The sequence below is a fragment of the Paenibacillus sp. J22P15 genome (genome assembly GCF_056269345.1).
Window position 1 is genome coordinate 536,486 of the sequence record NZ_JBWDNT010000003.1, and the last position, 19,110, is coordinate 555,595.

Annotated in this window: 16 protein-coding genes; 13 read left to right on the forward strand and 3 right to left on the reverse strand. The window is 45.8% G+C overall.

Annotated features, from left to right (window positions below):
• Positions 1 to 19: 19 nt before the first annotated feature.
• Together AC0YN6_RS10820 and AC0YN6_RS10825 are read left to right on the forward strand one after the other, a co-directional pair.
• On the forward strand, positions 20 to 967 hold the full coding sequence (locus AC0YN6_RS10820; protein ID WP_475746791.1) for a carbohydrate ABC transporter permease: 948 nt from the start codon (positions 20 to 22) through the stop codon (positions 965 to 967).
• A gap of 44 nt (positions 968 to 1,011) precedes the next feature.
• On the forward strand, positions 1,012 to 2,934 hold the full coding sequence (locus AC0YN6_RS10825; RefSeq protein WP_475746792.1) for a type 2 periplasmic-binding domain-containing protein: 1,923 nt from the start codon (positions 1,012 to 1,014) through the stop codon (positions 2,932 to 2,934).
• Between the two features lie 149 nt (positions 2,935 to 3,083).
• Here the strand turns inward: AC0YN6_RS10825 and AC0YN6_RS10830 are convergent, their stop codons facing one another.
• Positions 3,084 to 3,947, reverse strand: coding sequence for a helix-turn-helix domain-containing protein (locus AC0YN6_RS10830; RefSeq protein ID WP_475746793.1), 864 nt, complete (start codon positions 3,945 to 3,947; stop codon positions 3,084 to 3,086).
• Between the two features lie 67 nt (positions 3,948 to 4,014).
• On the opposite strand from AC0YN6_RS10830, the gene AC0YN6_RS10835 reads away from it, so the two are divergent.
• From AC0YN6_RS10835 to AC0YN6_RS10880, 10 genes are all read left to right on the forward strand, one after another.
• Complete coding sequence (locus AC0YN6_RS10835; protein ID WP_475746794.1) at positions 4,015 to 4,914, forward strand: phytanoyl-CoA dioxygenase family protein; 900 nt, start codon at positions 4,015 to 4,017, stop codon at positions 4,912 to 4,914.
• 39 nt (positions 4,915 to 4,953) lie between these two features.
• On the forward strand, positions 4,954 to 5,790 hold the full coding sequence (locus AC0YN6_RS10840; RefSeq protein WP_475746795.1) for a phytanoyl-CoA dioxygenase family protein: 837 nt from the start codon (positions 4,954 to 4,956) through the stop codon (positions 5,788 to 5,790).
• Positions 5,791 to 6,050: 260 nt separating this feature from the next.
• Entirely contained in the window at positions 6,051 to 6,758 is a 708-nt protein-coding gene (locus AC0YN6_RS10845) for a response regulator transcription factor (RefSeq protein ID WP_475746796.1), read from the forward strand.
• Positions 6,755 to 8,140 (forward strand): HAMP domain-containing sensor histidine kinase, encoded by a 1,386-nt coding sequence (locus AC0YN6_RS10850; protein WP_475746798.1) that lies wholly within the window; start codon positions 6,755 to 6,757, stop codon positions 8,138 to 8,140. Before AC0YN6_RS10845 ends, AC0YN6_RS10850 begins: the two co-directional genes overlap by 4 nt.
• A 72-nt stretch (positions 8,141 to 8,212) precedes the next feature.
• Entirely contained in the window at positions 8,213 to 8,818 is a 606-nt protein-coding gene (locus AC0YN6_RS10855) for a PepSY domain-containing protein (RefSeq protein ID WP_475746799.1), read from the forward strand.
• A 105-nt stretch (positions 8,819 to 8,923) separates the two neighbouring features.
• On the forward strand, positions 8,924 to 9,547 hold the full coding sequence (locus AC0YN6_RS10860) for a PepSY domain-containing protein (protein ID WP_475746800.1): 624 nt from the start codon (positions 8,924 to 8,926) through the stop codon (positions 9,545 to 9,547).
• A gap of 356 nt (positions 9,548 to 9,903) precedes the next feature.
• Positions 9,904 to 10,932 carry an ROK family transcriptional regulator gene (locus AC0YN6_RS10865; protein WP_475746867.1) on the forward strand — a complete coding sequence of 343 codons (1,029 nt, stop codon included), beginning with the start codon at positions 9,904 to 9,906 and terminating at the stop codon, positions 10,930 to 10,932.
• 50 nt (positions 10,933 to 10,982) lie between these two features.
• Complete coding sequence (locus AC0YN6_RS10870; protein WP_475746801.1) at positions 10,983 to 11,543, forward strand: maltose acetyltransferase domain-containing protein; 561 nt, start codon at positions 10,983 to 10,985, stop codon at positions 11,541 to 11,543.
• Positions 11,544 to 11,675: 132 nt separating this feature from the next.
• Entirely contained in the window at positions 11,676 to 13,289 is a 1,614-nt protein-coding gene (locus AC0YN6_RS10875) for an ankyrin repeat domain-containing protein (protein WP_475746803.1), read from the forward strand.
• 59 nt (positions 13,290 to 13,348) lie between these two features.
• Entirely contained in the window at positions 13,349 to 14,527 is a 1,179-nt protein-coding gene (locus tag AC0YN6_RS10880) for an acyl-CoA dehydrogenase family protein (protein ID WP_475746804.1), read from the forward strand.
• Between the two features lie 983 nt (positions 14,528 to 15,510).
• Here the strand turns inward: AC0YN6_RS10880 and AC0YN6_RS10885 are convergent.
• Together AC0YN6_RS10885 and AC0YN6_RS10890 are read right to left on the reverse strand one after the other, a co-directional pair.
• A complete protein-coding gene (locus AC0YN6_RS10885) occupies positions 15,511 to 17,007 on the reverse strand; it encodes a sensor histidine kinase (protein WP_475746805.1) in 1,497 nt (498 codons plus the stop codon).
• The gene (locus AC0YN6_RS10890; protein WP_475746806.1) at positions 17,004 to 17,690 is read right to left on the reverse strand and encodes a response regulator transcription factor; all 687 of its coding nucleotides are present in this window, start codon (positions 17,688 to 17,690) and stop codon (positions 17,004 to 17,006) included. The genes AC0YN6_RS10885 and AC0YN6_RS10890 overlap by 4 nt, the downstream gene beginning before the upstream one ends.
• Positions 17,691 to 17,908: 218 nt before the next feature.
• Here AC0YN6_RS10890 and AC0YN6_RS10895 point away from each other — a divergent pair, with 218 nt between their 5' ends.
• Positions 17,909 to 18,958 (forward strand): peptidoglycan-binding domain-containing protein, encoded by a 1,050-nt coding sequence (locus AC0YN6_RS10895; RefSeq protein ID WP_475746807.1) that lies wholly within the window; start codon positions 17,909 to 17,911, stop codon positions 18,956 to 18,958.
• The last annotated feature ends 152 nt before the right edge of the window (positions 18,959 to 19,110 follow it).

Sequence of the window (19,110 nt, forward strand, 5' to 3'; positions counted from 1 at the left end):
GGCAGGGGGGCTTAAAAAAATGAAAGCGGTATCAGTTCCTTTTCTTAGAAAAAATAAGATTAAACGAACGTCATCTGAACGAGTATTCGATGCGTTTAACGTCTTCATTATGATTGTTTGGAGTTTATCTGCCATCTATCCGTTCTGGTATATCTTGATCATGTCATTTAATACGGGAGCGGACGCGGCTGCCGGGCCGATATGGTTTTTCCCTCGTGTGTTCACGCTTGAAAACTATGCTTTTGTTTTCCAGTATGACAGGCTGCAGACTGCATTTATCGTGACAACGCTTCGCTGCATAGTTGGTCCGATTCTTTCTGTCTTTGTAACCGTGCTGGCGGCATTTGCGTTATCCAAACGATTTTTGCCGGGACGCAGGACGTTGCTCTTTTTCTTCATGATGCCGATGTTTATTGGCGGTACGATCATTTCGAATTATGTTGTCATGGTAAAGCTCGGCCTAATTAACAACTTTTTGGTATACGTATTGCCAGCAGCATTTGGATTTTTCAGTATGATCATTATGCGAACGCATATTGAGGAGCTGCCGATAGAATTGCAGGAATCGGCTACAATTGACGGCGCAGGGTATCCGCGCATATTTCTACAAATTATACTGCCTTTATGCAAGCCGATTCTTGCCGCATTTTTGTTTTTCTCAGTAGTAGGCAATTGGCTGGATTACTATACCAACTTGCTTTATGTAACAGATAGGAGCTTAAGCACATTACAGTTTGTGCTCTATGAAATAATAAATCGCGCTGAAGCCAGTACATTGATTGATTTTACCAAGACATCAGCTGCTTCGCAGCGCCGAATCATGTCAATGGCTAACAATACCGTACCTACTCCTGAAGTAATCAAGATGACTGTAATGGTAGTCGTAACGTTCCCAATACTTTTTGTCTACCCGTTCTTCCAGAAATATTTCGTAAAGGGTATGTTGACGGGCGCGGTTAAGGCGTAAAGCTTCTGTTATTGATAAGTAATATAAAAAGGGAGGATTTATATATGTTTATGAAGCGTAAGACTATGACAATGATGCTCGCTTTTGTTCTAACGTTTACTCTATTTGGATGCAGCAACAATAATGAGGAAACAATCAATTCGGAAAGTGCAACTCCCACTGACGGCGAATCTACTACTGCTTTTAAAGAAATACGTTTGGACGTATTGGGAGAATTATCAACAAATCCGCGTAAACCAGTAGAAGACCGCTTAACTCCTATCTGGCGCGAAAAAACGAAAGTTATACCTAACATCATAGAAATACCCGCAGGTTCAGACTATAAAAGCTGGCTGCAAATGCAAATATTAGCCAATACCGTGCCGGCTGTTATAGCAAATCAAAACGGTATAGCCGATAACGGAGATAATATGGTTATGCTTAAAAAGGCTGGAATGGCTCGTGAATTCACATTGGATGAATTGAAAAAATATATGCCATATACGACTGAAAGGTTGACAGATTTAGGCGTTACCATGGAACAGTGGTATCAAGCAAGCGTTGACCCGAGTGATGGCAAGTTGTGGGCCATACCTTCGTTGCCAAGTCCACTGCTCAAAGAAGAATATCGCAAATCACCTTACGGTGACTCGAGCCTCGGAAACGGCGGTTATGCGGTTTGGATTAGGGATGATATTTTGAAAAAAATATATCCGGAAGCCATGAATGCAGCCGAACTCAAAGCTTTGACAATAGCAAACGGAGGTAAATTAGCGCTAGAGCAAATTATGGATATTCCAATCAGAAATCTTGATGAGTTATCCGATTATCTCAAAAAGGTACAAGACCTTAAAATAACAGAGAATGGCCGAGAAATTACGCCGGGCCACCTTCAATTTGAGAATTCCAGGGGAGCGCTGCATTGGTCATTGTTCTCAGCAACAGGATTGAGCTTAAGCAACGCATATCCGCTTATTATCAATGAATCTAAAAATACGTACGAGGACTACCAGTTGACGCCAGAGTGGAAAAACTATATTTCCTTTATGAACAAAGGCTTTAATCAAGGTCTGTTTGGCAAAGAATTTTACATTCAGAAAAACGAACAACGTGATGCTAAAATTATTAATGGCGAGTATGCTGTCGTAAATATGTGGCATCCTATTTCAGCAAATCTAGAAAAGATCCGCAAAGAAGGCAAGACATATGACTGGAGATACTATCCTATTTTTGCTAATGATTTAGATCCTAGCTATCAAGATGCGGCTAATCAATACTTTCCATTAACTACAAAGTGGAATTCTAAGGTAATTAACCCTAAAAAAGTGACTGAAGATATGATACCTCAAATCCTTGGCTGGATTGATTGGAATTATTCTACTGAAGCTGCTCTCCTGCGTGAATGGGGTACACCGGACATGTATACAGGCGAAGGAATGGACCGACGCTACAAACCGGAATACAAAAAGGTTGAACAATACAAATTAGTCGGCACACAAGATGAAACAGGCGATGGATGGTACTACGGTATTAAAGGCCAAGATGGCACAATGAATAATCCCGAAGTATATGGCCTTGTTCAGGCGGGAGAAATGGGTTATGTATATAGTCCGTCTGTTGTGTATCCATTCAGCGAAAGCAATTACGATCAATTAAATGTCGTTAGCACGGCATGGCAGAAACATAACTTAAAAGCAATGACGTTATATGCAGAGTTAGCACTTGATGAAGCAGCACTTGAAGCGAAAGCTGAATATGAAGCTGTAACAACTGATTTAAATAACAATCTTCTTGCGCCGCACAATGATTTGTTGGATAACCTTATCGTAAAGGCAATTACCGGCCCTGTAGATAAATTTGACAGCAACTATAAAGACTACACAGATATTTTATCGAGAGCGGATATTGTGGATGGCGAAGTCAAGCAAGCGGAAGCTTGGAAGAAGTATTACGAGCTGAGGGCTGGTTTCTTACAGAAGCTGAATTAAGGCTTAAAATAATTTTTCTATGTCATTATTAGTAGTCATTTGGAATTAAGATTTCATTATGGGATGAAGCACCCTCTTTAGCGTAGACATTGGTTAATACCACGAGTGGTCAAACCAATGTATATTGCAGGGGGTGCTTTTCTTCATCATCACAGCCCGGAATCGGGATTAATCGATAAATAGGCATGCCGCATCCTGTAATCAAACGGAGAAATCGCCTGACTTACCTTGAATGCCTTGGAGAAATGGGCACCGTCATAGAAGCCGGTTACAACTGCAATCTCGGTAACCGGCATGGATGTCGTTTCCAGCAAGCGCTTGGCCCACTCGATCCGAAATGAGAGAATATACTGCCCAATCGTAGTTCCCGTTATCGTTTTAAATATATGATTCAAATACCTTTCATTGAGAGAGTGTCTTGCGGCCACCTCAGGCAATAAAATTTTCAGACCGTTGTCAAGACGCTCCTGGATGTCTTCAATAACTTGACGGACGATTCGCTCGTTCTTATTCCGTTGCCCGGTGCTCTGCATCAGAACTATGTGCATCTTAACGAAAATATGAAGAAAATAATGTTTGGCCAGCACGGAACCTTGACGATTCATGCGAAGCTCGGTGATCAGCGCGTGAAGATCGGATTGCGAACCGGGTACGGACAGCGGCTCTGTCTCGAGCTTCAACTGTGAGAACAGACTCCGCATACGTGAATTTAATTCCGGCCGATCGAAATGAAACAATAAATAATACAAATCGAACGACCCCTCCGGACAATAGCTGTGATGAACGGAGTCCGAAACTAGAAACAGGTCCCCCTGTTTGAATGTCAGCGTGCGCTTATCCTGCACGACCGTGTTTTCTCCCCGAGTGTAGTAGTTCAATTCGAACCCGGAGCCTGCCCCGTCCCATCCTCTGTTCCGCCAGAGGCCAAACGAATGAATCGAAAACTGGTTCCACTCCGAGTCGAATAATTCAATAAGCGCCTTGAGAGGCGAAGCCGAATGGTGCTCTCGCATATTTATAACCTCATTTTTTTCTGACAATTTTACAAATATGATTTGATTATACAATACGGAATTCGGAATGAATACTACAATACAGGTATGGAAACGCCGCTGCAAAGAAAATGAAGGATGTGAAGCCATGAAGGATATGTTTGAACTTGTAACCCAGGACGATAAGCAATTTTACAAGCAAAATGGCTACTGGATCAGTCCTGTCCTATTCGATGAGGAAGAAATCGAGGCCATGCGCAAAGCCCATGACCGCGTATGGTCTTCCGATTACGACGGTGACGGTTATCCGCTGGGAGAATGGGTGCCGAACGGCAATCCCAATCAGCTTAGAAAAATCGATAATACCTGGTGGATCAACGATGTGATCCGGGGGACAGTGACGGATCCCGTGCTCGGTCGAATCGCCGCCGGTTTGATGGACAGCACTGAAGCGCGGTTGTGGTATGATCAGATTATTTACAAACCGGGTACAGGCACCGGCGAGAAGGGCTCTGTTTCGCTGGGGAATGTCGGATGGCATCAGGACTATGTATACTGGCAATGTACGAATACGGACAATCTGGTCACAGCATGGATCGCTCTTCAGGATACTGATCTGACGAATGGCTGCATGTCCGTTATCCCAGGTTCCCATAAATGGGGATTGCTTGAAGGGAGTGACGGTTTCTTCAACCGGGATCTCGACGCTGTCAAGTCAAAGCTTGAGGGCGAGGGGAGAGAGTGGAAGGAAGTGCCTATGACACTGAAGGCCGGTCAGGCCAGTTTCCATCATTCCTTGACGATTCACGGCTCGGGCCAGAACTATTCCGAGCATCCGCGGTTGTCTGTTGTCGCTCATCTGATGCCCCGCGGCACAGCCTACCAGAACCGCGGCCATAACGTAGACAATATCCGTCTGCTAGGTCCCCGTCCCAAAGAGGGGCAATTATTCGACAGTAACTATTTCCCAGTCGCTTATTCTAAATGACAGTCCAGTTCATAAAACTACAATTAACGGAGGTACACTATGAAAATCAAATTGACACCCGAGGAAATTAAAAATGGCCGCCTCAACCCGGAAACGCTCGCAATTGCGATCGAGCAAGTGAAAGCAAACGGCTATATCGTGTTCGACAAAGTATACAGTGACGAGCAAATGGATGAGCTGCGCGGCGCTTTCGATCCGATGTTCGACGAATACATCACTAAGAAAGGATTCAACACCGGTACTAATCGGGCGCAGATGCATCTGCCGTTCCAACAACCTTTCAGCGATTCCTCTATCATTGAGCATCCGATCGCGATGTCCGTAATCGACGGACTGCTCGGTGAATACAGCAAGCTGAGCTACTTCGCATCCGATACACCGATGCCTGGTTCGGACTATCAAGCCGTTCATTGCGACATTAATCCGCTGTTCCCGGACATGTCTGTTGCCCTGCCCCCGTTCTGTCTCGTCATGAATATTCCGCTCGTTGATACGACGGAGGAGAACGGACCGCTGGAGATATGGCCGGGCGGAACACATCTGCATGGGGACCGCGCGAACCAGGATACGCTGGGCGGCGTGATCAATCCGCATATGCATATTGTGAGAGCTGCCGAGCACATGCTTTCCGAGAAAGTATATATGTCCGCCGGCTCCATCGTCATCCGCGACATCCGTATGTGGCACCGCGGCACGCCGAACCGTTCGGATTACCGCCGGACAAACATCGCGCTGATCTACAACCGAGACTGGTACGGCAGCGGCTACCAAATTCAAGTTCCAACGGAGGTTTACGAGAATCTTCCGGAACGCTCGAAGCAGCTGCTTCGCACCGAAAAAATCGGCTACCCGGTGAAGATGCCCTGGGAATGGTAAGAACCAGCTCACGGGAAGATTGATTATTCAATCTTCCCGTGAGCAGTTATGTGAGGTAAAACAATGAAGATCGCTATCCATCCCCCATAGGGGCGAGATGGAGCGATCTTCTTTTATTGCACGGGCTTTTACTAATGATAAACTTAAGGCATGCTGAAAGATTGCTTAATGCATGGGATCCAAGGTTTTTTGTTAAAATGAGATTAAGTTGATGAATAGCGGGATGAGTTTGTGATTCAGCACTAGTGAGGGGGATGGGCATGGAAGATACGATCTTGGTCGTCGAGGATGAACGGAAAATCGCCAGACTGCTGCAAATCGAGCTGGAGAGTGAGGGGTATCGCGTGCTGCTGGCTGAAAGTGGAAACGAGGGATGGTCTGTCTTTCGCGAGGGAGGGATCGATCTCATTCTATTGGACGTTATGCTGCCGGGCATTAGCGGCATCGAGCTGCTGCGGCGCATACGCGCACTTGACAACCATACTCCGATTCTACTGTTGACCGCCAAAAGCTCTGTCGAGGATAAAGTATCGGGTCTTGATCTCGGCGCCAATGATTATGTAACCAAACCGTTCGAGATCGAGGAGCTGCTTGCTCGAATACGCACAGCATTCAGAACATCGACGCGCTCGAATATCGGGGGAACTGCTCAAGATATATCAGAGGGCTGGCTTGAAGCTGATGATCTGCGGCTTAATCCGCTGACGAGAGAAGTTCTGCGCGGCGATCGCAGCATCGAGTTAACGCATCGTGAGTTTGATTTGTTAACGTACTTGCTCCGCAACAAAAAGCTGGTGCTAAATCGCGATCAAATTTTAGCTGAGGTATGGGGTTATGAATACGCTGGCAATACGAATGTCGTTGATGTCTACATAAGGTATGTTCGTAAAAAAGTCGATGAAGGCTTTGGTCATGAGCTTATTCATACGGTCAGAGGTATCGGATATGTTCTGAAAGATAAGCCATGAAACTGAGAAGTAAAATATATTTGTATTCGTCAGTCTTATTCGCGGGGCTTCTAATTGCTGCCAACGTTTCGGTATATTTTGTTTTTTACAAAGTGACGATCAATCGGGAGCTGGGACAATTGGCCGCGGAGACGACTCAAGCAGCTGATGTAATCCGGACTTCGGATAATCGTTTGACGACGGTGGAGCTGCTCCGTGCCTACGTTCCGCTTGATGGAATGATTAATGTTATAACGGAAGCGAATTCTGGCAACGAGCCGATGGTAACCTCAGCTTCCGAGACAGAGCTGAGCTTGCGAAAGCCCGTTTTTTATTCAGAGCGTCAGGTTGAATGGATAACCATCGAAGGCAAAAGCTATGGGTTCGTTTCTATTCCAGTCCTTGCTTCGGATGGCGGGGTTATAAATGTGCAAGTTGTGCAGAGCATGGAAGAACAGATCGCTTTGCTGCGCATGCTGCGGCTTGTTCTAGTTGTCGTGTCCGCGGTTGTTGTAGTCATCGCTTTGTTATCCAGCGGGCTGCTTGGGAGCTTGATTATGAGGCCGATCGCAGCGATGACCGGCACGATGAAGGAAGTTGCACGCAGCGGCCGATTCGTCAAGCTAGAGCAGAATGGTCGCTCCAAGGATGAACTGATGCAAATGGGTGAAACCTTTAACGAGATGATCGGGTTATTGGAGAACAGCTTTGCAAGGCAGGAAATGTTTGTCGCAGGGGCTTCCCATGAACTAAAGACGCCGCTTACGATTATTGAAAGCTATTCCAGCTTGCTGAAACGCAGAGGCCTCGATCGTCCCGATCTGTTTCTGGAGTCGGTGGAGGCTATCCACTCGGAGGCTGTAAGAATGAAAGGAATGACCGAGCAATTGCTGCTGCTTGCGATCCCGCATCGGCAATGGAAGCTGGCTATGGAGGAGACGGATTTGCTGCCGTTCGCGGAGCAAGCGGTTTCCAGCTTTAGGCTCGCTTATGATCGTGAGGTTGTGGTGCAAGATTTCGCAGAAGCACAAGTAACCATCATGACGGACGCTGACAAATTGAAGCAGCTATTATTTATATTGCTCGATAACGCACGCAAATATAGCAGCGGCACAATATTCGTCCAAATAGATGTCGACACAAAAGGTGCCGGTTGTATTCGGGTCGTTGATAGCGGCATCGGCATTTCGCAGGAACAATTGCCGCATGTGTTTGAGCAATTTTACAGAGTAGATGAAGCGCGGAATAGAGGTACGGAAACTGTAGGAGGAGCGGGTCTTGGATTGTCACTGGCCAAAGAAATCACACATGCGTTAGGAGCCCAGATCTCGCTTGAAAGTGTTGAAGGCAAAGGGACTTCAGCTGTCGTATCCTTTCCTAAGACAAGCTCAGCAGCGAGGTGAATATTCTAACTTTCTCATTATATTGTAATGTTAAACATGTAAGCTATGGCAAAAAGGGATTGGAGGGGAAATATGACTGCTCGAAAGAACAGATGGACTAGGTGGGCGGCGGCGCTGTTACTGCTTGCAGCGGTACTGGTGATTACCGCATTATGGAAGTGGGATGCCAATAAAGATAGCCACGTCTCGGAAGAAGCTGCACGCCAAACTGTACTCAATTATTATAAAGGGGATATCTTGGACGTTACCGAGCAGGGAGATGGCTATGTGATCCAATTGAAAAACAAGCAAGGACTCTATGAGATGAAGGTTGATCGGGATCAAGCGGTAATCGCCTCTATCCGAATGCTGGAGAGGTATCCGGATTCGAATCAAGCCGGTACAGAGCAAGATCCTACTCCTGCTCCGCCGCTAGTTGAAGCAACACCTTCACCAAATCCGTCGCCAACGTCTAATCCTTCTGTAATATTGACGGAAAAAGAGGCTTCCGATACGGCACTCAAAAAGGTGAAAGGCAGCGTAAAGGAAGTCGAACTGGAGGACTCGAGGGGGAAGTGGTATTATTTCGTTGAAATAGAAACCGTAGACGGACGGGAAGCGACCGTACAGCTGCATGCAGCATCTGGTTCTGTCGTATCTGTTACTTGGGATGATGACGATCCCTCTAATGATGATTAACTTATTTTATCATCAAATTCTAATGTTGCTGTAATGCTTCTCTTAGATTACACGGGTAAAGTGTAGAAGTAAGAAGAGAATAGCCATTAGAGAGGATGGATTTGAATGAAAAAGAAAAGCATCATTATAGGATTAGCAGTCATCGCTGTACTTGGAGGAGCGGGAGCAGCAGTAGCTGCGGAATCGGCTGGAACCTACATTGGCAAAGAGAAGGCTGCGGCGATTGCACTCAAAGCTGTACCTGGTCATATAACGGAAGTGGAGCTGGATCGCGAACATGGGACAGCTATTTATGAAATTGAAGTTCGCAAGTCAGACGGTAAGGGGAGAGAGGTCGATATCGACGTGGATGCCGTAACAGGCAAGGTTGTTTCGATACATGAAGATGACGATGATAGTAGTAAACAAACTTCATCGACTCCATCCAATCCTACTGATACTTCAACTGGCAGTGGAAAAGAAATAACGGCTGAGCAAGCGAAAAAAATGGCAGTTGCTGAGGTTCAAGGCGACATCGTGAGCACGAAAACCGAATGGGACGATGACATAAAGCAAATCGAAGTAAAGATTAGAACAAGCAAGGGGATTGCCGAGGTGGAACTCGCTGCGTCAGGCGGCAAGCTGATCTCGATCGAATATGATGATGACTTAAATGACGATGATAACGATGATAACGATGATAACGATGATGACCAAGATGATCAAGATGATCATGATGACAGGGATTAATGCTGAGCTTGGACACGATAGTGGAATCATGTGTTGTAGAACATATATTTGAAAAATTGAAGGGGCTGTCCCAAAAGGAGTAAACTTTTTAAGTTATTACGATTGAGTCGCCTTGAACTATCACGAAAACGGCCCTGCAGGTCTAAGCCCGCATGGCCGTTTTTAATCGATCGCTAATTTCTTTAGCAGATTGTGGGCAAGGGAAAGCCCCCCAGCGATCGGAAGAACATTCGACTGCCTAGTGAATTTGGGAACCACATTTGTTCGATTCTTTTCTTTGCTCAAAAATTCTGTTATTATCAGGTTGACTTATTGAACATGTTTAATAAGTATGGTGCTATGAGGCGGTGAACATGTTGAATGAGTTACTTGCAACTCCGAAAGAATTGAAGAAAGTGATCCTACATGGTATTCGTACAGCGCTTCTAGCTGAGGGGAGCGCAACGAAGGTTGAATTGAGTCAAAGATTAGGGATAAGTTTCCCTACGATTAGCAAGTTCCTGACACAAATGGAGAAGAACGGGGAGCTGCTATTAGTCGGTCTAGATCACTCTAGCGGTGGCAGAAGAGCAAAAAGGTATGTATACAATTCAGAGTATATGCTCGGATTAGCTATTTTTTTGGAAAAAACAGAAACAAACTATACCATTTTTAATTGTGTAGGAGAAGTGAAAGAGCAAGGTCATACTTCGAGTGTCCTTATGGATGATATTTTAAGCTTAACTAATCATATTGAAACCATCATTTTAAAATATCCTAAAATCAGTTCGATTGCCATTGGTGTTCCTGGTTCGGTTAATAATGGTCGAATTATATATATTCCGAGCTACGAGCGCTTTCATAATTTTGATTTGAAGGGATACTTCGAAGGGCGTTTATCCATACCTGTAGTCGTAGAGAACGATATGAATGCAGCAGTCCTTGGATACAATAATAGCCATAATCAAGACAATCCCTCCTTGGTCTACTTGTATTTAGGTCAAAATGGTCCCGGAGCCGGCATTATGATTAATGGAAATGTGGTGCGAGGAAGTACCTTTTTCTCTGGGGAAGTCGCATTCGTTCCTCAGTATGATGACAAAAACTTTCTGCAAGCTTTGGATAGTGCGAGCGGTGCGGAAACAGCAAATCAGTATGAAGAGAAAAAGATTGATGCTATTAGTCGGTTGGTAGCTTCTTTTACAGCGACAATAAACCCCCACACGATTATTTTTTGCAACGATGAAATGAACACGTCATTTAAAGACCAAGTAGCACGAAGAAGCGCAGCTTACGTCCCGAAAGAACATTTGCCGGAGCTTACAATAAGCGATTTGAAACAAGATTATTTACACGGATTACAGCATCTCGGACTAGATCTAATGATTTCTGGAGCGAAGATTTAGAGCGGACTATCCTTGGGTAATGAGTGAAATTCGAAATGGAGTGGTACGGAATGAAATCGGAAAAAGAGAAAATGTTGAATGGTGAGCTTTATCTCGGAAGCGATCCGGAATTACGAAAAGAATTTATAAACGCTCGTAGATTAACACGGTTATTCAATCAAACACTTGAAACAGAAGTTGACAAAAGAACAGAGCTGCTTAAAGAGTTATTCGGTTCAACAGGGGAAAATTTATTCATTGAACCAACCTTTCGTTGTGATTATGGCTACAACACGCATATAGGTGAAAACTTTTATGCGAATTTTGATTGTGTATTTTTGGATGTGTGTGAAATACGAATCGGTGATAATTGTTTCCTTGCGCCAGGGGTACACATTTATACAGCTACTCACCCGTTGAATGCAAAGGTGCGGATAACGGGATTAGAATATGGAAAACCGGTAAAGATTGGTCACAATGTCTGGATTGGCGGAAGATCCGTCATCAACCCTGGCGTTACTATAGGCAATAATGTTGTGGTCGCCTCCGGTTCTGTCGTTACAAAAGACGTTCCAGACAACGTTTTAGTTGGCGGAAACCCTGCCAGAATCATTAAACAGATTGAGGAATAGATGACCTTATGAACAAAGACCCGAAAGAATGTCACTTTGAAAAAAGTGTCCATCTTTCGGGTCTTTTACGTTTATAATCAGAAATATAAGTAGCTTTCATAAAACGATTAATTCATCCATGGAGGAATGAAAATGGAACGGATACATGCGTTTAACGGCTATGACCTTTCGGATATTGAAGAAAACAAGAGAAACATGTTTGTCTTTGCTCTTCGTGGAGATCTCGCATCTTTGAAAGAACAGCTGAATGAAGATTCGGAGCTTGCTAACTGCGTTTGGGGATATTTTTCGCCGATACACTTTGCCGTTAGGTCAGGGCACACAGAAGCAGTCCAACTTTTATTGGAGCATGGAGCGGAATTAACAAAGAGTCCAATAGGATGGTCGGACGATCCTTTAACAAAGGCAAAAGATCGAGGCTACGAAGAAATCGTAAATATTATAAATCAGCAACTTACGCACAATTATAATGTGTCACTTGGTGGAAGCGAACTTATGAAATTGATCATTAAAGGGCAGAAAGAGGAAGCTTTGAGGGTATTGGACACATCGCCGGAAATGATACATTCAAGTGATGAGCGGGGAAATACCCCACTCCACTGGGCAGTGCTTACTCGAGATCTTCCGCTTATCGACAGCCTGATTCATCGAGGTGCGGATCTGTCTGCAAAGAGAATGGATGGGGCTACACCTTTACAAGTTGTTTTCGAAGGGGATTACTGGTTTAGAAGCAATCGGGACTTAAGTGAAAAGGCTATGCGTAATGAATGGTTCCTCGGTGGATATTTGGTAGCTCGCGGGGCGGCATATGATATATGGATGGCCTCCTCAATTGGAGATACCGAGCAGGTAGCTTCCTTTCTACAAAAGGACCCATCGCTGGTTAATGCAAAAAACTCGGTAGGCAAAAGGCCCTTGGGCTATGCGTCCAAATATGGGCATACCGTTACGGTTAATCTATTGCTTAATCAGGGAGCCGACCCGAATGCGGAAGAAAAGGATGCTCCGCATGGCAGCGCGCTATGGGCTGCCGCTAAGGGCAATTATGAGGATTGTGCCAAGCTGCTGCTAGAGTATGGAGCGGATCCGAACGGCGTAGTAGAATCTAGTGGTAATTGTCTATACATAGCTACAAGTAGAGGCAACCATTCATTGGCCAAATTGCTCTATTCTTATGGAGCATCGATGAGTTTGGATTCGGCCTGTTCTATGGGAAGAGTGGATTTGGTAGGAGAGATCATTGCCGCTAATCCAGCCTTGGTTAATACAGGCGGTGACTACGGTCCATTGTGTATGGCTGCGGGGGAGGGCTATTTGGAAATTGTCAAAATGCTTATTCGCAGCGGAGCGGAATTAAACGGCCCGTGGTACGCGAATAATTATATGGGATATGCCATTGATTCAGGAGCCGAAATGGTTAAGTTTCTATTAAAGTCGGGAGCTAATCCCAATCATTCCAATTGGCTAGGTGTTACCTATCTCCATAAAGCTGCTTATCTAGGAAACTTAGCGTTTGCTCAATTGCTTATTGAGTTCGGAGCAGACCTAAATACGATCGATGAAGAATACAATTCTACGCCGCTCGGTTGGGCAGCGAAATATGGGAGAGTGGAGATGTTCCAGTATTTACTGAACCAAGGCGCAAATCCAAGCCTGCCAGTAGATCAACTGTGGGCACAACCGCTTGCATGGGCTAAACGGAGAGGGCACACGGCCATAATTGATATTTTGGAAAGAAGAGTGTAAACAAATAGAAACGATTTCGATATATTTGTGAACATCGGGATTGGAGGTGTGACAGTCATATGTATTTGATAGGACAAATGGATCGGTTCGTTCGCAATGAACGGGATGCTGCGATCGTCGCAACTGCGGACCAATTGGCGAGCATGTTTGCGGAGAGATCGGAGAAGCACGATAGGGAGGGCTCCTTTCCTCATGACAACTTTGCAAATATGCGGGAGCTCGGGTATTTGAAACTTACTGTGCCGAAGGAATACGGCGGGGATGAGGCTTCTTTATATGAATTCGTGCTTGCACAGGATCATTTGGCACGCGGTGATGGTTCTACGGCACTTGCCGCTGGCTGGCATTTAGGACGGGTAATGCAGCTTCGGATAAAACGTTCATGGCCGGAAGACTTATATGCGAGCTTTTGCAAGGAGGTTGTCAGTAAAGGCGCTACGATCAATCATTTTGCCAGCGAGCGTGCAACGGGCAGTCCTAGCAGAGGCGGGAAGCCGGAAACGACAGCTATAAAAGCGGCTGGAGGCTTCTTAATCAACGGACGTAAGACATATAGCACGCTCAGTCCGGATGTAACCTATTTCACTGTGTCTGCATGGATGGAAGAAGAAAATCGTGTAGGCGAGTTTTTAATTCCAATGGGTACAGGAATAACTATTGAAGAATCATGGGATACGCTCGGCATGCGAGCGACGGGAAGCCATGACCTTGTTCTGAATCAAGTGTTTGTGCCCGATGGGGACACCCTCATTGGAGCGGTAATTAAACGAAACGGCGAGACTCCTTTCGATGGCGGTACGCTCCTGCATATTCCTGCATGCTATATCGGAATCGCGCATGCGGCTCGTGATTTTGCTATAAACTTTGCGAAGAATTACCGACCGAACAGCTTACCTGGTCCGATTTCTGAGCTGCCAACGATTCAGCGGCAAATTGGAGAGATGGAAGCGGAGCTTATAACAGCGCGTACCCTTCTCTACAGCGTGGCAGATCGTTGGGATCAGGAACCGGAGGGACGAAGTGGATTAAAGCCGGAGCTCAGTCTAGTTAAATATGTGGCGACTAATTCAGCGGTTCGAATTGTTGACCTTGCAATGAGAATTGTCGGCGGAGCTAGCTTGTCTCGCAAGCTGCCGCTTGAGAGAATGTATCGTGATGTTCGTGCCGGCTTACATAATCCGCCGATGGATGATATCACGCTAAACGGACTTGCTCAGCGGGCGTTAGCAGAGCAGTAGCCTGCCCAATAAAAAGCTAATTGACTTAAATGAAGAAAGGACACAGGGACTTATTCCTGTGTCGCCTTTCTTCTAGTTTGGTCTATAGTTGCTTGCTTAAGATAATTGTGGGTAAGCAAATTTCGGTGTCTGCTCACGGTAAAAAAAGAGCTGTAAGCACGTATATGTTCTTACAGCACCAAAACTAACTAGTCTGAGCACCTGTAAGAACGTATGCGTTCTTACAGAGCCCGCCAACCCACCTGCCTCCGTCCGCATGATCGCTGTAAGCGCAAATATGTTCTTACAGCCACAAAACTAACTAGTCTGAGCACCTGTAAGAACGTATGCGTTCTTACAGAGCCTTCAAACCCACCTGCCTACATCCAAATGATCGCTGTAAGCACGTATATGTTCTTAAAGCACCAAAACTAACCTATCTGAGCACCTGTAAGAACGTATGCGTTCTTACAGAGCCCGCCACCCAACCTGCCTACATCCAAATGATGGCTGTAAGCACGTATGCGTTCTTACAGAGCCTTCGAACCCATCTGCCTACATCCAAATGATCGCTGTAAGCACGTATATGTTCTTAAAGCACCAAAACTAACCTATCTGAGTACCTGTAAGAACGCATGCGTTCTTACAGAGCCTTCAAACCCACCTGCCTACATCCAAATGATCGCTGTAAGCACGTATATGTTCTTACAGCGTAAGAAAAGGCTAGGTTTGTTGTCTGTAAGCACATCTATGTGCTTACAGAGTTGCTGCGGCGTATGAACGAAGTAGGAAATGGAGCTGTAAGCACGTATATGTTCTTACAGCGTAAGAAACGGCTTAGTTTGTTGTCTGTAAGCACATCTATGTGCTTACAGAGTTGCTGCGGCGTCTGCTCACGGTGAAAAAAGAGCTGTAAGCACGCATATGTTCTAACAGCGTATTAAAGTGGGGCATAAAATACCGGAAGTGACTTTAAGTACAGCATCTTACAGCTGTTTCTAGGGTTAATATTGCATATTGCTCGGATTTAGCGGACTAGTAGGAAGCAAAATTCGGAATGTTGTGCCTGCTCCGAGTTGACTTTCCACTGTAATTGTCCCTCTATGAGCATCTATAATCGATTTTGTAATGGCAAGACCAAGACCGGCACCGCCATTTTTCCGTGTTCTAGAAGTTTCACTTCGGTAAAAGCGTTCGAATAAATGGGGTAAATGTGTAGCTTGAATGCCTGAACCATTGTCAGAAATGATTAATTCAGCTTGATTATTGTGCTGGGCAAGCGAGATGCGGATCAACCCTGATTCTGAATCGGTATGTTGTACAGCGTTTAGAAATAAATTCAATATGACCTGTTTGAGCTTGTCTGCGTGGAATTGGCCTCTGATATGAGGAGCGAGATCAAACAAAATCTTACGGCTGCCTGCGAGCAATTGCAATTGCGGCTCCATCTCTATCAGAAGCTCATCTAGCTTAGTGTCAGCGAGCTGCAGCTGCGGGTCTTGATCCAGCTTCGCCAGTACGAGTAAATCTTCAACAAGCTTGTTAATGCGATTAGATTCGAGAAACATGCTGTTGAGAGCACGATAAAGCTGATCAGAATTTGCAGCAGCTCCGCGCAGCAGCACTTCAAGAAACCCGTGGATTGAAGTAAGCGGCGTGCGAAGCTCATGTGAGGCGTCCGCCACGAAACGACGCATCTTTGCAGTTGTTTTTCGTTCGAATTCGAATGAATGCTCCAATCGCTCAAGCATTCCATTAAATGCATCGGATAATCGATCAATTTCCTCTTGTCCTTGGCTAGTTGGAATTCGCTTGGTTAAGCTGTCCGCATCGGTATGCTCTGCGGCTGTAACAACGCGTGACAAGGGGCGAAGTGTACGGCGAAGCAGAGGCAAATAGAGTGCGAGTCCAGCTGCAAGTGCGAGTATGGACAGTCCAGCGAATAGGGCTAGCTGAGTCAAAAGCAGCTGTTTAAGGGAGTCTGTAACGGTACTCACTTGAATGATGCTCGGAGTTTTGTTTGGCGGTCCAGCCATTCGGTAGACGACGAGCTGCTCAATTCCTTCTGCGTTGCTCATTATTTTATACTCGATTTTTTTATGCGCTTGAAGTTGAGTTCTAATCTGCTCATATTCCTCTGCGGATAGAAGCGGTGCGTTCACCTCGGTATCCTTGGATAAGTCAGTCGTGACACCGCTTGGATCGATAAGGACGATAGATAAGCCCGGTTGGTAGAACATTGGTGAATCTCGCGGGCCGCGCTGCGGTCTATCCGGCGGGACAGTGCCGTCAGTAAACCATTCCATCGGCATTGCCATAATTTGTGATTGCAAAGACTCTGCTTTATTCTGAAAAACAAAATCCTTCATAAAAATGTACTGAAGAACGCCGATCAACAGAAATAAGACCGCTAATATGAGCAGGGAGCGGAATAATAATTGATAACGGAGCGAGTGAGGGGCAAAAATCTGAGACATTGAAGCTAATCTATATTTGCTCATGGCAAGTCCAACCGATAGCCAGCACCCCGAAGTGTTCGAATAAGTCGATGCTCTTTGTCATTTAATTTCTCACGAAGCGAGCGGATATATACTTCGACGATATTTTCTTCCCCGCCGAATTGATAGCCCCACACCTTGTCCAAAATCAGTGATTTGCTGAGCACGACACCATTGTTCAAAATGATAAAACGCAGCAGCTCATATTCGGTAGGTGAAAGCTCAAGCACCTGTTCCATATAGACGAGCTCCTTACGGCGGTCATCTAGTCGAAAAAGTCCATAAACGGCTTCTCCAAGCAAATTAGGGAACTGGTTACGAAGCCTTGCGCCTATTCGTGCAAGCAGCTCACTGAAGCTGAATGGCTTTACGAGATAGTCGTCTGCCCCCAGCGTTAAACCTTTTACGCGATCTTCAACCTCATCCTTTGCAGTCAGCATGATGATAGCCATATTATCTCCTGCTGCCCTAAGTGCTTCGCACACTTCAAATCCGTTTAGTCCAGGCATCATCACATCAAGAATGACGACATGGGGCTGGAATGCAATTGCTTCCTGAAGTGCGGAGTCTCCATCCAAAGCGACTCGAATTTCAAACCCTTCATTGATCAATCCAAGCTCTAGAAACTGCACGATATTCGGTTCATCATCAACAAGCAATATTTTAATTCCTCTAAAGGATGTCATGTTCAAACCCCCTTTCAAAGTATACCCATCTATTATTGATCTTTTAGGCAAAGGATGCACCTTTTTTACAGTAATTTCAGCAAACTTTCAGCGTGGTTACAGCAATGGCTTCTTCAGTAATCTGATTTTTTTTTTGAATGAGTATGGGATGAAATCAAATAATTGGGGATAGTAAGTGGGTGTTAAAATTAATAAATAAAAAGGATGGTGTATTTTGCATGCAACAAAAGAAAGATGCAATAGGAACGAATGAAAAAAGCAATAAGATTGGGAGGCTTGCTGCAAGGTACATAGGTGCAGCGCTGCTCGCAATTACTGTAATGTTCAGTATGGCCAATGTTGGACATGCAATTGGTAAAAATGCAAAAGGTCCGGACGTTTATGTAATTCAGGGCATGCTGAAATCACTTGGCAGCTATTCAGGCAAGATTGATGGTCGTTATGGGCCATCTACGGTCCGCGGCGTAAAATATTATCAAAAAACACATGGCTTGCCTTCAACAGGGGCTGTAGATATAAAAACTCTTCAATCGATTTCCTATTCCTATACTGAGAAGAAAACAGGAACGAAAGCTAAGAGCAAAGCGAAATCTAATGTGAAAGCAAAAGGAATTGGTAATGGTGCAGGTACCGGTTCAGGTAACGGTGCAGGCGGCGGAGCTGGTGGCGGAGCAGGTGGCGGAGCTGGTGGCGGAGCAGGCGGCGGAGCTGGTGGCGGAGCAGGCGGCGGAGCAGGTGGCGGCGGAGCAGGTGGCGGAGCTGGTGGCGGTGCAGGCGGCGGAGCAGGTGGCGGTGCAGGCGGCGGAGCAGGTGGCGGTGCAGGCGGCGGAGCTGGTGGCGGTGCAGGTGGCGGAGCAGGCGGCGGAGCAGGTGGCGGTGCAGGCGGAGGCGCAGGTCAAGGCCAAGGCAAAGGCGGCGGATTTGGCGGAGGCCAAGAAGAAAACCGTGGCAAAGGCGGCGGATTTGGCGGAGGCCAAGAAGAAAACCGTGGCAAAGGCGGCGGATTTGGCGGAGGCCAAGAAGAAAACCGTGGCAAAGGCGGCGGCATTGGTGGTGGCCAAGGAGAAAACCGTGGTAAAGGCGGCGGCATTGGCGGAGGCCAAGGAGAAAACCGTGGTAAAGGCGGCGGCATTGGCGGTGGCCAAAACAACAATCAAGGAATCGGTGGAGGCAACTCCAACAACCAAGGCAACAGCGGTCCTTCTGAGAATCAAGGCAAAGGCGGCGCTCAAAAGGAAAACCAAGGTCCAAATGGAAGTCAACAGTAAGCAGCTCGTTGAATTGAATTAGATGCAAAAAGGACCTCACTCGGTGTGGTCCTTTTTGCTTTGCCGAACCCACCATAACTTGGGTCTGTTAGACTTTTTATGGGATATAGGATATGATTCTATCGAATAATTAAATAGAGTAGCAGCTATAC

Bases quoted from the DNA above. Each gene is read 5' to 3' on its own strand.
- AC0YN6_RS10860 (WP_475746800.1), top strand. From the start codon at position 8,924: ATGAAAAAGAAAAGCATCATTATAGGATTAGCAGTCATCGCTGTACTT.
- AC0YN6_RS10885 (WP_475746805.1), bottom strand. From the start codon at position 17,007: ATGAGCAAATATAGATTAGCTTCAATGTCTCAGATTTTTGCCCCTCAC.
- AC0YN6_RS10875 (WP_475746803.1), top strand. From the start codon at position 11,676: ATGGAACGGATACATGCGTTTAACGGCTATGACCTTTCGGATATTGAA.
- AC0YN6_RS10890 (WP_475746806.1), bottom strand. From the start codon at position 17,690: ATGACATCCTTTAGAGGAATTAAAATATTGCTTGTTGATGATGAACCG.
- AC0YN6_RS10855 (WP_475746799.1), top strand. From the start codon at position 8,213: ATGACTGCTCGAAAGAACAGATGGACTAGGTGGGCGGCGGCGCTGTTA.
- AC0YN6_RS10845 (WP_475746796.1), top strand. From the start codon at position 6,051: ATGGAAGATACGATCTTGGTCGTCGAGGATGAACGGAAAATCGCCAGA.
- AC0YN6_RS10895 (WP_475746807.1), top strand. From the start codon at position 17,909: ATGCAACAAAAGAAAGATGCAATAGGAACGAATGAAAAAAGCAATAAG.
- AC0YN6_RS10870 (WP_475746801.1), top strand. From the start codon at position 10,983: ATGAAATCGGAAAAAGAGAAAATGTTGAATGGTGAGCTTTATCTCGGA.
- AC0YN6_RS10850 (WP_475746798.1), top strand. From the start codon at position 6,755: ATGAAACTGAGAAGTAAAATATATTTGTATTCGTCAGTCTTATTCGCG.
- AC0YN6_RS10820 (WP_475746791.1), top strand. From the start codon at position 20: ATGAAAGCGGTATCAGTTCCTTTTCTTAGAAAAAATAAGATTAAACGA.
- AC0YN6_RS10825 (WP_475746792.1), top strand. From the start codon at position 1,012: ATGTTTATGAAGCGTAAGACTATGACAATGATGCTCGCTTTTGTTCTA.
- AC0YN6_RS10830 (WP_475746793.1), bottom strand. From the start codon at position 3,947: ATGCGAGAGCACCATTCGGCTTCGCCTCTCAAGGCGCTTATTGAATTA.
- AC0YN6_RS10840 (WP_475746795.1), top strand. From the start codon at position 4,954: ATGAAAATCAAATTGACACCCGAGGAAATTAAAAATGGCCGCCTCAAC.
- AC0YN6_RS10835 (WP_475746794.1), top strand. From the start codon at position 4,015: ATGAATACTACAATACAGGTATGGAAACGCCGCTGCAAAGAAAATGAA.
- AC0YN6_RS10880 (WP_475746804.1), top strand. From the start codon at position 13,349: ATGTATTTGATAGGACAAATGGATCGGTTCGTTCGCAATGAACGGGAT.